Origin of the sequence: Rosenbergiella metrosideri, assembly GCF_022602565.1 — a bacterium.
GTDB lineage: Bacteria > Pseudomonadota > Gammaproteobacteria > Enterobacterales > Enterobacteriaceae > Rosenbergiella > Rosenbergiella metrosideri.
In genome coordinates this window covers 33,723-48,926 of the sequence record NZ_JALBCV010000013.1, presented here as the reverse complement: position 1 = coordinate 48,926, position 15,204 = coordinate 33,723, and the positions used below count along the sequence as shown (strand labels likewise).

General features: G+C 49.0%; 17 protein-coding genes. 2 read left to right on the top strand and 15 right to left on the bottom strand.

The window, feature by feature from the left end; translation table 11 throughout:
- Positions 1-78: 78 nt before the first annotated feature.
- A complete protein-coding gene (rlmN, locus tag MKR94_RS12400) occupies positions 79-1,248 on the bottom strand; it encodes a dual-specificity RNA methyltransferase RlmN (RefSeq protein WP_099824670.1) in 1,170 nt (389 codons plus the stop codon).
- Positions 1,249-1,396: 148 nt separating this feature from the next.
- Complete coding sequence (gene ndk / locus MKR94_RS12395) at positions 1,397-1,828, bottom strand: nucleoside-diphosphate kinase (RefSeq protein ID WP_048912436.1); 432 nt, start codon at positions 1,826-1,828, stop codon at positions 1,397-1,399.
- A 273-nt stretch (positions 1,829-2,101) separates the two neighbouring features.
- Here ndk and sseA point away from each other — a divergent pair, with 273 nt between their 5' ends.
- A complete protein-coding gene (gene sseA / locus MKR94_RS12390; RefSeq protein WP_241647184.1) occupies positions 2,102-2,944 on the top strand; it encodes a 3-mercaptopyruvate sulfurtransferase in 843 nt (280 codons plus the stop codon).
- Between the two features lie 702 nt (positions 2,945-3,646).
- On the opposite strand, the gene sseB is transcribed toward sseA, so the two are convergent.
- The 11 genes from sseB to trmJ all read right to left on the bottom strand — a co-directional run bounded on the left by sseB (position 3,647) and on the right by trmJ (position 12,232).
- Positions 3,647-4,414, bottom strand: coding sequence for an enhanced serine sensitivity protein SseB (gene sseB / locus MKR94_RS12380; protein ID WP_241647183.1), 768 nt, complete (start codon positions 4,412-4,414; stop codon positions 3,647-3,649).
- Positions 4,415-4,457: 43 nt separating this feature from the next.
- On the bottom strand, positions 4,458-5,741 hold the full coding sequence (gene pepB, locus MKR94_RS12375) for an aminopeptidase PepB (protein WP_241647182.1): 1,284 nt from the start codon (positions 5,739-5,741) through the stop codon (positions 4,458-4,460).
- A gap of 15 nt (positions 5,742-5,756) precedes the next feature.
- Positions 5,757-5,957 (bottom strand): Fe-S cluster assembly protein IscX, encoded by a 201-nt coding sequence (gene iscX, locus MKR94_RS12370; RefSeq protein WP_241647181.1) that lies wholly within the window; start codon positions 5,955-5,957, stop codon positions 5,757-5,759.
- 58 nt (positions 5,958-6,015) lie between these two features.
- The gene (gene fdx, locus MKR94_RS12365) at positions 6,016-6,351 is read right to left on the bottom strand and encodes an ISC system 2Fe-2S type ferredoxin (protein ID WP_048912443.1); all 336 of its coding nucleotides are present in this window, start codon (positions 6,349-6,351) and stop codon (positions 6,016-6,018) included.
- Between the two features lie 2 nt (positions 6,352-6,353).
- A complete protein-coding gene (gene hscA, locus MKR94_RS12360; protein WP_241647180.1) occupies positions 6,354-8,204 on the bottom strand; it encodes a Fe-S protein assembly chaperone HscA in 1,851 nt (616 codons plus the stop codon).
- A 9-nt stretch (positions 8,205-8,213) separates the two neighbouring features.
- Positions 8,214-8,729, bottom strand: coding sequence for a co-chaperone HscB (hscB, locus tag MKR94_RS12355; RefSeq protein ID WP_241647179.1), 516 nt, complete (start codon positions 8,727-8,729; stop codon positions 8,214-8,216).
- Between the two features lie 79 nt (positions 8,730-8,808).
- Entirely contained in the window at positions 8,809-9,132 is a 324-nt protein-coding gene (gene iscA / locus MKR94_RS12350; protein ID WP_062812050.1) for an iron-sulfur cluster assembly protein IscA, read from the bottom strand.
- A 14-nt stretch (positions 9,133-9,146) separates the two neighbouring features.
- Positions 9,147-9,533: a Fe-S cluster assembly scaffold IscU gene (gene iscU, locus MKR94_RS12345; protein ID WP_048912456.1), complete on the bottom strand. Its 387-nt coding sequence runs from the start codon at positions 9,531-9,533 to the stop codon at positions 9,147-9,149.
- Positions 9,534-9,557: 24 nt separating this feature from the next.
- Positions 9,558-10,772 (bottom strand): IscS subfamily cysteine desulfurase, encoded by a 1,215-nt coding sequence (locus MKR94_RS12340; RefSeq protein ID WP_048912457.1) that lies wholly within the window; start codon positions 10,770-10,772, stop codon positions 9,558-9,560.
- A 75-nt stretch (positions 10,773-10,847) separates the two neighbouring features.
- A complete protein-coding gene (gene iscR, locus MKR94_RS12335) occupies positions 10,848-11,357 on the bottom strand; it encodes a Fe-S cluster assembly transcriptional regulator IscR (RefSeq protein ID WP_241647178.1) in 510 nt (169 codons plus the stop codon).
- 140 nt (positions 11,358-11,497) lie between these two features.
- Positions 11,498-12,232, bottom strand: coding sequence for a tRNA (cytosine(32)/uridine(32)-2'-O)-methyltransferase TrmJ (trmJ, locus tag MKR94_RS12330; protein WP_214217034.1), 735 nt, complete (start codon positions 12,230-12,232; stop codon positions 11,498-11,500).
- Between the two features lie 124 nt (positions 12,233-12,356).
- Here trmJ and suhB point away from each other — a divergent pair, with 124 nt between their 5' ends.
- The gene (gene suhB, locus MKR94_RS12325; protein ID WP_048912460.1) at positions 12,357-13,160 is read left to right on the top strand and encodes an inositol-1-monophosphatase; all 804 of its coding nucleotides are present in this window, start codon (positions 12,357-12,359) and stop codon (positions 13,158-13,160) included.
- 63 nt (positions 13,161-13,223) lie between these two features.
- Here suhB and glyA read toward each other — a convergent pair whose 3' ends face one another.
- Together glyA and glnB are read right to left on the bottom strand one after the other, a co-directional pair.
- The gene (glyA, locus tag MKR94_RS12320; RefSeq protein ID WP_241647177.1) at positions 13,224-14,477 is read right to left on the bottom strand and encodes a serine hydroxymethyltransferase; all 1,254 of its coding nucleotides are present in this window, start codon (positions 14,475-14,477) and stop codon (positions 13,224-13,226) included.
- A 309-nt stretch (positions 14,478-14,786) separates the two neighbouring features.
- Positions 14,787-15,125, bottom strand: a complete 339-nt coding sequence (gene glnB / locus MKR94_RS12315; protein WP_048912462.1) for a nitrogen regulatory protein P-II — start codon at positions 15,123-15,125, stop codon at positions 14,787-14,789.
- Between the last annotated feature and the right edge of the window lie 79 nt (positions 15,126-15,204).

Below are 15,204 nucleotides of genomic sequence, written 5' to 3'. Positions count from 1 at the left end.
TTACTAGCCCTTATCATCCTTGACTAAGCGCTAGCATGACAGAATCAGTACAGTGGCGGAGTTCCCTTTCGCTTAGGGCTAGAGGGCTTTCACAGAAATTTGTTCACCTGCCATTTTCTTACGCAGGGTCCGTTTAGTCCGATCGATAACATCACCGGCTAACTGGCCACATGCCGCATCAATATCGTCACCACGGGTCTTACGGACAATGGTAGTAAAACCGTAATCCATTAATACCTTTGAAAAGCGGTCGATACGGCTATTAGAGCTGCGCCCATAAGGGGCTCCTGGGAAGGGGTTCCATGGGATTAAGTTAATTTTACTCGGCGTATCTTTTAATAACTCGGCCAGTTCATGGGCGTCATCGGTACTGTCGTTGACATGGTCGAGCATCACATATTCGATGGTCACTCGGCCTTGGTTAGCATTAGACTTACCAATATAACGTTTCACGGCGGCTAAGAAAGCTTCAATGTTGTACTTCTTATTAATCGGTACGATTTCGTCGCGGACTTTGTCATTCGACGCGTGCAAAGAGATGGCCAAGGCCACGTCGATCATATCACCGAGCTTATCCAGCGCAGGGACAACGCCTGAGGTGGAGAGTGTGACGCGGCGTTTAGATAAGCCAAAACCGAAATCGTCGAGCATAATTTCCATCGCTGGGACGACGTTAGTAAGGTTAAGCAAGGGTTCGCCCATCCCCATCATCACTACGTTGGTGATTGGGCGCTGACCGGTCACTTTCGCCGCACCGATAATTTTCGCCGCGCGCCAAACTTGTCCGATAATTTCCGACACTTTTAAGTTACGGTTGAATCCCTGTTGCGCAGTCGAGCAGAACTTACACTCCAAAGCACAGCCGACTTGTGAAGAAACACATAAGGTCGCACGGTCTTTTTCTGGAATATAAACGGTCTCAACTAACTGATCGCCGACTCGTATCGCCCACTTGATCGTCCCATCTGAAGAACGCATCTCTTCCGCAACTTCTGGTGCACGGATCTCTGCCATGTCACTCAGTTTTTGACGGAATTTTTTATTGATATCCGTCATTTGCTCAAAATCGTCACAGCAGTAGTGGTAAATCCACTTCATAATCTGATCTGCACGGAAAGGCTTTTCGCCTAGGGATGCGACAAACTTGCGCATTTCTGTGCGATTCAGGTCAAGTAAGTTAACCTTGGTGGATTTAACAGGCGTAATAGCTGGCGCGAAAATTTCTGGGGTGGTGATAGAGTCTGACATAATAATCTCTGGCCTCGTTGTTACACGTTATGGCACGTAAAAGGAATTGATAATGTAAAAAAACGCACCCCCTCACAAAGCAAGGGGGTGCGTAGTGTACATCCATCTGTAATCAGATGCGAATGTACTGCGTGCGACGCGTTAAAAATTAACGAGTACGTGCGCACACTTCTTCAGCAGAGAAGAAGTAAGCAATTTCACGTGCTGCAGACTCAGCAGAGTCAGAACCGTGTGTTGCGTTTTCGGTGAAGCTGTCAGCGTAATCCGCGCGCAGAGTACCTGCTAATGCGTTGTCTGGGTTAGTTGCGCCCATCAGGTCACGGTGACGTTGGATAGCGTTTTCGCCTTCTAAAACGGAAACAACAACTGGACCAGAAGTCATGAACTCAACCAGACCATCAAAGAATGGGCGGCCTTTGTGCTCAGCGTAGAAGCCTTCTGCTTGCTCTTTAGTCAGTTGCAGCATTTTAGCGCCCACGATTTTGAAGCCAGCGCTTTCAAAACGGTTGTAGATTGCACCAATTACATTTTTAGCAACGGCGTTTGGCTTAATGATAGAAAAAGTACGTTCGATTGTCATAGTGACCTCAGTCTGAGCTTGCAAAATACCCTAACGCCGTCCTGACACAGTTGACGAACGACGATAGTGAGAAACGGCGCCGATTATAGGTGGCAAACGCGCCGTTGCCTAGGTTAATCCATTATTTTTTATCATTTTGCCTTAATTATTTTCTTCCTTAGTGGTATCTCACAGTGTTCATACCTTAACCCGATGCGGACTAAAAAGCTCCGTGACAAATTGGGCAAGCTTTGTCACTCTGTTCGTCTTGATATTTTTAGGAGTGGAGAGACAATGAGTCATACTGTTTTCGTTACGCCGCACTGGCTGGCTGACCACCTCAACGATACCGGGATACAGGTCATCGATGCCCGATTATTACCCCCAGGACAAGAACGGGTTCGTAACGTTGAGAGTGAATACCATGCGGGGCATCTCCCTGAGGCAGTCTTCTTCAATATCGAACATCTCTCTGATAACCATAGCCCCTATCCCCATATGTTACCTCGTGCGGATCATTTTGCCGTCGCGATGCGAGAACTTGGGGTCGATCATGAAAAGCATCTTATCGTTTACGATGAGGGAAATCTCTTTTCTGCGCCGCGTGCTTGGTGGATGCTACGTCACTTCGGTGTCGAAAAGGTATCGATATTGGCCGGCGGTTTGAAGGCTTGGCAACAAGCAAACTTACCGCTCGCCACCGGCGAAGTCACCTTACCGCCAACGCAATTCGAGGTTCAGGTAGCTGATGACGCCGTCGTCCCTCTGACTAAAATGTTACTCCTGAGTCACGAAGGTGGCATGCAAATTATCGATGCACGCTCTGCTCCACGTTTTAACGCCGAAGTCGATGAACCTCGTCCCGGATTACGTCGCGGGCATATCCCTAACAGCCTTAATCTACCTTGGGACCACTTGGTCAGCGAAGGCCGTTTGAAAGAGAACGAACAGTTACAAGCCCTGTTCCAGCAGGCAGGCGTCGATACCACGCAGCCAGCTGTCGTCACCTGCGGATCAGGCGTTACCGCAGTGGTAGTGTTACTCGCTTTATACCAACTGGGTCAGCATCAGGTCAGCCTTTATGATGGTTCTTGGGGCGAATGGGGAAGCCGCGACGATTTACCTGTAAGACCTTAGGCGGGCAACCGCGGGAATGACAAGTCGTTAAGATGGAAATCAAGTGAGCGTAACGGAGCCTGTTAATATCTTATTTGGAACGTTAAGGATCTATAGCTTCAAAATGGCCGGTTTCGGTTCGCGTTAGGCACGGTGGTAATGCCCATCGTGCCTTACCCACTTTGAGGCCGCGTCCAACAGTGTTTAGCGAATGATTAGGCGACCGCCTGCATCGTTTTCTCAATCCCCTTCTTGAGGACATAAATATAGGCACTCGTGAATTTTCTAGAGCGATGAACATCTCCCCATCCTCTGCACACCGGTTACTTAACGGCCAAACAATAGTAACGCCTGATATGGCGGTTAAGTTATCGCCGTGTTAGGGAATACCCCTAAATTTTGGCTTAATTTACAAGCTAACTACAGCCTATATCATGCAGAATCGTCGGTTGATATGTCTCACTTACGCCGACTGGTAGCAGATGCCCCTTCTGCTGCCATGGCGCAGTCAAAACCATAGAAAGAACCGTCACCGAAGAGCGTGTAAGCCACCACTTCACCTATCAGGATTTGATGAAGTATAAGGGTGTTGGCTGGCAACCATTAATGATCACATTGATAGTCAATAAATAGCGGTAGCAGCCTAGGAGCAAACGGTGACGTATTTGCTATTAAGACAAACCCCTTGGGGTTGGTTATCCAACTTTCGGGGGTCGCTCGCGTCTACAAGATTCGCTGGCTACCCTTAAAATCTCGCAGGAAACTGCCCCAACGTCGTTCATAGAATGGGGTGATGTGCGCTGTAAAGAAGTGACTGACACCGGAAGGCTGATCAGTAATCTCACACAGATCGATTAAGGCATCGTCGGCTAAGGTGTCCACCGCGACTTGACCCGCTTGCTGAATAATCGCGTCAATCTCACCGTCGGCTTCAATCCCTAGCAGTAAATTGGCCGGTAACCCCTCTCCTTCCCGTATTTCGGCCAGAAAGGCACGGCGCACTGGCTTGAGTCCCGCAAACAGAGTGGTGAGGGAGCTGACGAGCTGCGCAGGAAGCTCATCGATTGCCGAGACCAGTAGGGTTTCCCCGCCTTCAATGACGTGTTGTTCAGAGAGCGCATCACCGCGATTATCTAATAAGGCGGCAATTTCGCTGGCAGAAAACTCTTTGCCTATACTGCATTTAGGATTAAGGAATAGGTTGTCACCTCGCGTTAGCTCGAAGAGCGTTTTAACGGGTAGCTTAACCCAAGGCTCTCCCAACTCACATACCTCATTAAGCATTTGTTCAGAGGTGAAAAAAGGAATGACGCTTTCGCCATCCGCCTTCTCCCAATGCGTTAATTCGACGCCCGAGTCGGCAGTCAATGGTTGTGCAACGCTACGACCTAAGACCCAGACATCAGCATCCAATAATGCCTGAAAAAAAGCAGGTCGATGTGCGGGTTCAGTGGCCGCTTGCGCCAACAGTTTTTCCAATTCAACGGACATAATAGGCTCTCAAAATCGGCAGGCATTACGCCTGCCCCGCAGATTATTTTAATAGCAGATTTGCTAAGGTACGCACGCCAATTCCCGTGGCCCCCGCTGACCACTGCTCGACACCAGCCTTACGATAGGTGGCTGAACAGTCGATATGTAACCACCCTTTTTTATACTCGGTCACGAACCAAGAAAGAAAGGCAGCTGCACTGCTCGCGCCAGCCGTGTGCGCAGGACTTGCGATATTATTGAGATCAGCAAAATTGGAAGGCAAGTGCTGACGGTGGAATTCCTCAACCGGTAAGCGCCAGAAGCTCTCTCCTTCGATACCTGCACTGTGCAGCAGTGATTGTGCCGCGATATCATCAAAACTAAAGAGCGCATGATAATCATTGCCAAGCGCCATTTTCGCTGCACCGGTAAGGGTCGCTGCATCGATCAATAATTCAGGCTGTTGTGCGCTGGCATCAATTAACCCGTCCGCCAAGACTAAACGGCCTTCAGCATCGGTGTTCATCACCTCAACCGACTTACCGTTACGATAATGGATAATATCGCCCAGACGCATTGCATTACCGCTGACCATATTATCTGCACAGCAAAGAATCAGTTTCACACGCTTTGTTAAACCGCGAGCAATCGCTAAGGCTAACGCACCGGTCAGGGTAGCTGCACCGCCCATATCTGACTTCATCGAGTCCATAGGAACGCTTGGTTTAAGGCTATAGCCGCCCGTATCGAAGGTGATCCCTTTACCGACCAGGCAAGCGAAAACCGGCGCTGTATCGTCGCCGCTCGGGTTATAATCGAGGGTTAATAATGCTGGAGCACGGGTGGAAGCACGACCAACGGTATGGAGACCAAGATAGCCTTGTTCGCGAAGCTCGTCGCCTTTTAGAATACGGTAGGTGACCGCATCGGGGGCAACATTATTCAACAGGTCAACCGCAGCACGGGCCAACTCTTGAGGTCCCAGATCTTCCGCAGGTTTATTGATGGTATCGCGAACCCAATCGATGATCGTCAAGCGGTGGTCGAGTTCGGCGCGATCCGCTTCAGATAGCGTCGGCCAAGTGACCTGACGCTGCCCTTTCGGCGAGCGGAAACCTTGCCAGAACGCCCAACAGGCTTCAAGATCCCACCCCTCACCACTCAACACAACGTGGCGAATACCTTGTTGGTCGAGTTTACGCGCGGCGCGCTGTATCGCACCATTTTTCTCTGCCTCGGCAAGATGGATTGTCATCCCTTCAGCATGAGGACTCATCAAAGCTTTGGCACCCCAGCACTCTGCTGCGGGTTGCTGACTTAATTGTAAATGCATCGCTGTGGTCATCGCTGACTCCTAAACTTATTCGTATTCGTCAATCCAGACTAACAAAATCGCTTCTAATATTTTTTCGTTTGATGCGTTAGGATTGTCATCAAAACCGTCTAATTCACAGATCCAGGCATGCAGATCAGTAAACCTTACTGTTTTAGGATCGGTATCTGGATAAAGATCGTATAAGGCTTCGCCAATCTCACGGCTATCTGTCCATTTTATCGACATGCTTATTTTCTCCATAGCAATCGGGCCAGAGGATAAGTCTGGCCCGATAAGGAATAAATTAGTGTTCCCGTGCGTGGTTCACGGTATAGCGTGGGAATTCGACGGTGAGGTCTTCGTCAGTCACCCGTGCTTGGCAACTTAACCGGCTTTCTGGTTCAAGTCCCCAAGCCTTATCAAGCATGTCATCTTCCAATTCGGAGCTTTCGGCTAAGGAGTCAAAACCTTCGCGTACCACACAGTGGCAGGTAGTACAGGCGCAAGATTTTTCACAAGCATGCTCGACATCGATTCCATTGCGTAACGCGACATTCAGAATCGTTTCTCCAGGTGTCGCATCATAAACACCGCCATCCGGTAATAAATCGGCGTGGGGTAAAATCACTACTTTTGGCATAATTAAACCTCATCCACAGAATGTCCGGTCAACGCTTGACGAATAGATTTATCCATTCGTTGCGCGGCGAAATTCTGGGTAACTTGATCGAGTTGTTTTATTGCTTCTGCAATAGGTTGCGCATCAGACCCAGCGAGTGCTTCGCGTAGGGCGGCTTGCGCTGACGAAATTGCTTGCTGTTCTTCTTCACTCAGCAGTGCCGCATCTTCTGCTAATGCACCGTCTAAACTTTCTAATACACGTAAACCGTCGACTTTCTGTTCCGCCACTTTACGGGCAGAAATATCGTCCCGTGCATGGGTCATCGAGTCGGTAAGCATCGTCGCAATCTCATTTTCCGTCAGGCCATAAGATGGCTTAACTTGGATTGACGCTTCCACTCCGGTGGATTTCTCCATCGCGCTGACACTCAACAAGCCATCGGCATCGACTTGGAAGGTGACACGGATATGCGCGCCCCCTGCAGGCATTGCGGGTATTCCTCGTAAGGCAAAGCGTGCGAGTGAACGGCAATCTTCCACCAATTCACGCTCGCCCTGTAATACATGGATACTCATTGCTGTTTGACCATCTTTGAAGGTAGTGAACTCCTGCGCACGTGCCACGGGAATCGTGGTATTACGCGGGATCACTTTTTCCGCTAAGCCACCCATAGTCTCTAAACCAAGAGAAAGCGGAATCACATCCAGTAGCAGCATTTCACTATCCGGTTTGTTACCGGCAAGAATATCCGCTTGGATCGCAGCGCCTAAGGCCACCACTTTATCAGGATCGATAGAGGTTAGCGGCTCACGAGAGAAGAATTCGCCTACACGCTCACGGACAGCAGGAACGCGGGTTGATCCACCGACCATAACCACTTGCGCAATCTCATCTTCCTCAATACCTGCATCTTTAACCGTACGGCGGCACGCTAGCAAGGTGCGCTTAATTAATGGCGCAATCAGCTGTTCGAACTGTTCTCGGGTTAACACCCCCGTCCAATCGCCGACGGTAATCGTCGTTTCTGACGCGTCACTTAACGCAATTTTCGCTTGAGTCGCAGCATTCAGCACTTCACGCAGTAAATGGCGATCAGAGAGATCGGTAATACCAGCTTGTTGTTGAATCCATTGCGCCACCAGCTGATCGAAATCGTCACCGCCCAGCGCGGAGTCGCCCCCTGTCGCCAGTACTTCAAAGACACCACGGCTTAAACGCAAAATAGAGATATCAAAGGTCCCACCACCTAAATCATAAACGGCGATAATCCCTTCCTGACCAGAGTCTAAACCGTAAGCGACGGCAGCTGCGGTCGGTTCATTGAGCAGGCGCAATACCTTCAGACCGGCTAAGCGCGCCGCATCTTTGGTTCCCTGACGTTGTGCATCGTCGAAATAAGCAGGAACCGTAATCACGACGCCTTCTAATTCTCCGCCCAAAGTCTCTTCCGCTCGCTTAGCGAGGGTCGATAGGATTTCCGAAGAAACAGAGATAGGGTTTACCTGCCCAACTGGAGTGGACATCAGGGGGAGACCGTTTTCGCTAGCGTGGAAATGGTAAGGCAGTTGCGGATAACGCTGTTGCACATCCACCAGCGAGCGACCAAGTAGACGTTTAACCGAACTGAAGGTATGAGCCGGATCGGTCACCGCTTGTTCACGGGCCTGCCAACCAACGATAGTCTCCTCAGCGGTATAACGTACCACTGACGGCAGCAGATCGCGCCCTTGTGCATCGACTAGGGTCGTCGTTTCGCCACTGCGCACGGTAGCAACCAGTGAGTGAGTGGTCCCCAAGTCGATACCCGCCGCAAGACGACGCTGGTGCGGAACTGAACTTAATCCAGGTTCGCTGATTTGAAGTAACGCCATCGTGTATCCTTAAAAATCGAGCCATTTCTCTTCCAGTGCCTCGGCATGCTCGGCGAGTCTGGTAAAGAAACGGAGTTTACGGACTGTATCGGCGGCTTGCTGCCACTGTTGATCGGCAAGTTGCTGCGCGACAACACTCATTAACGATTTATGCTGCTGTTTGATATCGCTTAAATATCCTGCTAATGCATCGCTATCCTGTTGCTGCTCAATGGTTTCCAAGGTTTCTCTGAGCGTCAGTTGCGCCATCAGAAACTCAGTATCGTGCATGGTATGTTGTTCGTTATTGATGTCATAACCATGCAGCGAGAGAATATATTCAGCACGAGGAAGCGGTTTACGTAAGGCTTGATACCCTTGATTGATATTTGCCGCAGTAGTGAGGGCCTGTAAGCGTTCGGCTTCTGGCTGAGTGGCAAAGTTATCGGGGTGATAACGACGTTGCAAAGCTTGATACCGCTCGGCAAGTGACGAAGTGTCGAGCGTGAAGCTTTCTGGCAGGTCAAACAGCGTAAAAAAGTTCATAAGCTATCAGTTCGCGTAAGACAAACTCATCGCCCCAGCGAGCTGGGGCGATGAGTTAAATCAGTGTATGACATCAAAGTTATACGTTAAAGCTCTCGCCGCAACCGCATTCATCTTTGACATTAGGATTATTGAATTTAAAGCCTTCGTTAAGCCCTTCTTTGACGAAATCCAATTCCGTCCCGTCGAGGTAAACTAAACTTTTACCGTCAACAATCACTTTAACGCCTTTGTCTTCGAAGACAAGATCATCAGGCTGTAATTCATCGACAAACTCTAGAACGTAAGCCATGCCCGAGCACCCTGAGGTGCGCACCGCGAGACGCAGGCCAACGCCCTGCCCGCGGTTGGTTAAGAAGGCGCTCACTCGAGCTGCCGCTGAATCACTCAGGGAAATTGACATGTTAACTCCCTAACTTACTTAGCGGTTTTCTTGCTCTTGTAGTCATCGATAGCCGCTTTAATCGCATCTTCCGCAAGAATCGAACAGTGGATCTTCACCGGTGGAAGCTCCAATTCTTCAGCGATTTGCATATTAGAAATGCTTTGCGCTTCGTCTAGGGATTTGCCTTTTACCCACTCGGTGATCAGCGAGCTTGACGCAATCGCAGAACCGCAGCCGTAGGTTTTGAAACGCGCATCTTCGATGATACCTGTATCGCTAACTTTGATTTGTAGTTTCATTACGTCACCACAAGCTGGCGCACCGACCATGCCGCTGCCTACGCTTGGATCAGCATTGTCAAAGGAACCGACGTTACGTGGATTTTCGTAGTGATCTATTACTTTTTCGCTATAAGCCATGATATTTCTCCAAAATCTAAAAAATTAGTGGTGCGCCCATTCGATGCTATTTAAATCTACGCCGGCTTTGAACATCTCCCATAATGGAGATAAGTCACGGAGGCGACCGATAGATTTGTGGCATAAATCAATAGCATAATCGACTTCTTCTTCAGTGGTAAAGCGCCCTAAAGAGAAACGAATCGAGCTGTGAGCCAATTCATCGTTCATACCTAATGCACGCAGTACATAGGAAGGCTCCAAGCTTGCAGACGTACAAGCTGAACCGGACGATACGGCTAAATCTTTAAGCGCCATGATTAATGACTCCCCTTCAACATAGTTGAAGCTGACATTAAGGATATTTGGCGCACCATTTTCTAGATCACCATTCAGATACACTTCTTCCATATCTTTCAGGCCATCCCACAGACGGGTACGCAGTTTGCTAAGGCGAGCCATTTCAGTGCTCATCTCTTCTTTAGCAATACGATACGCTTCGCCCATGCCGACGATTTGGTGAACAGGCAGAGTACCGGAACGCATACCACGTTCGTGACCGCCGCCATGGATCTGGGCTTCTAAACGAATGCGTGGTTTACGACGTACATATAAGCCACCGATTCCCTTAGGACCATAGATCTTGTGTGCAGAGAAAGACATCAAATCAACTTTTAGAGTTGATAGGTCAATCGGTAATTTGCCAACGCTTTGCGTCGCATCGACGTGGAAGATAATCCCTTTAGCGCGGCAAATCTCACCCAAGCCAGCGATATCTTGTACTACGCCGATTTCGTTATTCACGTGCATCACAGAAGCTAGCACGGTATCGTCGCGCAGTGCAGCAGTGAACTGCTCTAAGGTGATAAGACCGTTAGCTTGCGGAGAAAGATAGGTAATCTCGAATCCTTCACGCTCTAACTGACGGCAAGTATCCAGTACGGCTTTGTGCTCGGTCTTAACCGTTACCACGTGCTTCCCTTTTTTCTGGTAGAACGTCGCCGCACCTTTGATGGCTAAGTTGTCAGATTCGGTTGCACCCGAGGTGAAAACAATTTCACGCGGGTCCGCACCAATCAGTTCAGCAACTTGGTTACGAGCGATATCAACCGCCTCTTCCGCCTGCCAACCGAAACGGTGTGAACGTGATGCGGGGTTACCAAAATTGCCATCTTGGGTCATACATTGCATCATTTTTTCAGCAACGCGAGCGTCAACAGGTGTCGTCGCTGAGTAGTCGAGATAAATCGGTAATTTCATTGCTCTTAAGCTCCGTACATCACTTCATTGCATGTTATATTTTATTAAAATTGACAGTCGATAAAGATGGAATCATTACGAGCCTACTGCACGCAATTTAACATCGATTTTCTCGGCGATACGGCCAGATTGCTGAAATCGACGATTATCAACAGTCGCTTGACGTCCAGCAACATCCAAAATCTCTTGGTTGTTAACTAACTCCGCCAGCGAAATATTATTTAAAAAGTCACTGATTCTATCACTTAGATCGCGCCATAATGCGTGCGTTAAACAACGCTCGCCACCTTGGCAACCTTCTTTGCCTTGACACTTAGTCGCGTCTACCGATTCGTCTACCGCCATGATCACGGTGCCGACCGAGATATTAGCGGCTTGTTGAGCAAGAAGATAGCCACCACCCGGTCCGCGTACGCTGGACACCAACTCATGTTTTCTCAGACGCGAGAACAACTGCTCTAAGTAAGAGAGCGAAATACCTTGGCGCTCTGAAATATCCGCCAGCGGTACCGGCCCTTCATGAGAGTGTAACGCAACGTCTAACATAGCGGTGACTGCGTAACGCCCTTTGGATGTCAGTCTCATTGTGATACGACCTCGGTTTTCACAGTTGTCAGAATGTTAAATAATTGATGCTGATAGTCTGACATTCCTGAGTGATTTGGTCAACTATTTACCTGACTAAATTACTCAGGTATTTAACCCAATGTGCGTATCACGTTCCCCTAACCTTTAGGCTTTTCACCCTTTTGAAAGGAAGAAAGCATTCCACGCAGGATGTTCAATTCATCCCGTTCAGGTCGTGCACGGGTAAAAAGACGGCGAAGTTTACTCATGACTTGGCTAGGGTTGCCCTGACGAATAAAGCCACTTTCCAGCATCATTCCTTCCATATGCTGATAGAAGCGCTCTAAATCATCCACAAGCGGGTAAGGTGACTCTTCCGTTTGCGGCGCTGCCGGAGACTGTTCACTTGCCAGCCATGCCATGCGAACTTCGTAAGCGATAATTTGTACAGCCATGGCGAGGTTTAATGAGCTGTAATCAGGGTTCGCGGGGATGGCAACGTGATAGTGGCATTTTTGTAGCTCGTCGTTAGTTAAGCCCACGCGCTCGCGCCCAAAAACCAACGCGACCGGCGCTTGCTGTCCCTCTTCAACGCTTTTCATCCCGCACTCACGGGCATCCAGCATCGGCCAAGGCAGTGAACGAGAGCGTGCACTGGTCCCAACCACTAAGCTACACCCTGAGATCGCTTCATCGAGCGTGTCGACAATGGTAGCGTTGCCGATCAGATCGCTAGCACCGGCAGCTAGAGAGATCGCTTGCGAGTCAGGTTTAAGCAATGGGTTGACCAGATAAAGGTTAGAAAGGCCCATCGTTTTCATGGCACGGGCGACTGAGCCCATATTCCCGGTGTGAGAAGTTTCAACCAAGACAATTCGTATATTCTGTAACATAAGCAGGATTCATGTCGCCAAAAGAAAATAATGATGGGATACTAACATAAACTAAGACTTTTATTTAACCTCCTGCTATACTGCCCGCGATTTTTCGTTCTTTAACATCCAGTGGGAATAACCGATGCATCCGATGCTGAACATCGCCGTGCGCGCAGCGCGCAAGGCCGGCAATCTTATCGCCAAAAATTATGAAACGCCTGACGCAGTAGAAACGAATCAAAAAGGCACCAACGATTTTGTCACCAACGTTGACCGTGACGCCGAGCGTTTAATTATCGAAGTTATCCGTAAATCTTATCCGCAACACAGTATTGTGACGGAAGAAAGCGGAGATTTAGGTGGTGAAGATAAGGACATACAATGGGTTATCGATCCCCTGGATGGCACCAGTAACTTCATTAAACGTTTCCCACACTTCTCTGTTTCCATCGCCGTGCGTATCAAAGGCCGTACTGAAGTGGCTGTAGTTTATGATCCAATGCGTAACGAACTCTTCACCGCGGTTCGTGGCCAAGGCGCACAGCTTAATGGTTACCGCTTACGTGGCAGCACTGCACGCGATTTAGACGGTACGATTATCGCAACAGGTTTCCCATTTAAAGCGAAGCAGCATTCAGCCAGTTACCTGAACGTGGTCACCGCATTATTCACTAAGTGTGCCGATTTCCGTCGTACCGGTTCAGCCGCTTTGGATTTAGCCTATGTGGCAGCAGGTCGTACCGATGGCTATTTTGAAATTGGTTTGAAACCTTGGGATTTCGCAGCAGGTGAACTGCTGGTTCGCGAAGCGGGTAGCTTAGTGACTGATTTCACTGGCGGCCATGGTTATCTGCAATCAGGTAACATCGTAGCGGGTAACTCACGTGTTGTACGTGAAATGTTAGCGGTTATGCGCGACCAACTGAGCGATGCGTTAAAACGCTAACTCTTCTAAATAAAGAAAAGCCGCGATAGTGACCTATCGCGGCTTTTTTATTGCTTCGCTCTCTTAAGCGTAAACAGGGAAGCGAGCGCAAAGCGCCAGCACTTGGCCTTTCACGCGTTCAATCGTCGCCGCATCGTTGATATTATCCAAAACGTCGGCAATCCATCCTGCCAGCTCGCGAACTTCAGCTTCTTTAAAGCCACGACGCGTTACCGCTGGAGTACCGATGCGGATGCCAGAAGTGACGAACGGGCTTTTCGGATCGTTCGGTACGCTGTTTTTATTGACCGTAATATTCGCGCTGCCTAGCGCGGCATCGGCTTCTTTGCCGGTAATATTCTTCTCAACCAAGTCCAATAAGAACAGGTGGTTATGCGTCCCGCCCGAGACGATGTTATAGCCACGCTCAAGCAGAACCTCTACCATCGCTTTAGCGTTCTTAGCAACTTGCTGTTGGTAAGTTTTGAACTCGGGTTCCATCGCTTCTTTGAAAGCTACCGCTTTACCCGCGATAACATGCATCAATGGACCGCCCTGACCGCCAGGGAATACGGCAGAGTTCAATTTCTTATAAAGATCTTCATCACCGCCTTGAGCCAAGATTAAGCCACCGCGTGGACCGGCTAAGGTTTTGTGGGTCGTTGTGGTCACTACGTGAGCATGCGGTAATGGGTTAGGGTAGACATCCGCCGCAACGAGGCCTGCAACGTGTGCCATATCGACGAACAACCATGCGCCGATGCTGTCCGCGATTTCACGCATTTTTGCCCAATCACAGACGCCTGAATAGGCAGAAAATCCGCCAATGATCATTTTAGGCTTGTGTTGCTGAGCAAGCGCCGCAAGCTCTTCATAATCAATTTTGCCGCTTTCATCAATGCCGTAAGGGATAACGTTATAAAGCTTACCGGATAGGTTAACGGGAGAACCGTGAGTGAGGTGACCGCCATGAGCCAGGTTCATACCAAGAATAGTGTCGCCTGGGGTTAACAGGGCGGTAAACACGCCGAAGTTAGCTTGAGAGCCTGAGTGAGGCTGAACGTTAGCATAATCTGCACCGAATAACGCTTTTGCACGGTCAATCGCCAGTTGTTCTACGATATCAACGTATTCGCAACCACCATAGTAACGCTTGCCCGGGTAACCTTCGGCATACTTATTGGTCAGTTGTGATCCTTGCGCTTCCATCACACGTGGACTGGTGTAGTTTTCTGAAGCAATCAGTTCGATATGCTCTTCCTGACGCACTTTCTCCTGCTCCATTGCCTGCCATAACGCCGCATCGTAATCGGCTATGTTCATTTCTCGCTTTAACATTCCCATCTCCACTCAGCTTGCTTTTAACATCAAAATTCCCCGACAACGGGTAATGACGGTTAGTGTAAACTCTTTTCAAGCTGGGTGGTAGAGAGAAGCCTGTCTTTTTACGCAAACGTTTGGCTTTTCATTCTGAGCATCTATATCACCGCCTAGTAAGCCATCTGGTGATGTGAAAGCGGGTAAGGAAACAAAGAATACTTCACATGGGAGGGAGAAAGATAATGCAAAGTACCAGGGGGGGATAAAGCAAAGCAGCACGAACAGGATTTATGTTTACTCCTCGCGCTGCTAAGACGGAAATTAGGATTAAATGGCGTCTTCGTCTTCTTCACCGGTGCGGATCCGCACAACACGAGCCACATCCACCACGAAAATTTTACCATCACCAATTTTACCGGTCTGAGCGGTCTTCATTATCGTTTCTAGGCAAGTGTCTACCATATCATCAGCAATCACGATTTCGATTTTTACTTTCGGTAAAAAATCGACCATATATTCAGCGCCGCGGTACAGTTCGGTATGCCCTTTCTGGCGTCCAAAACCTTTGACTTCCGTGACGGTCATTCCGGTGATCCCGACTTCAGCAAGAGATTCACGGACATCATCCAATTTGAACGGTTTGATGATCGCTTCTATTTTCTTCATGACAAAACCTTATTATCCGTTGCGTCGCCACACAAGGGCTACTTATAGGGTGAATGCATTATGCGGGTAAGAGACGAGT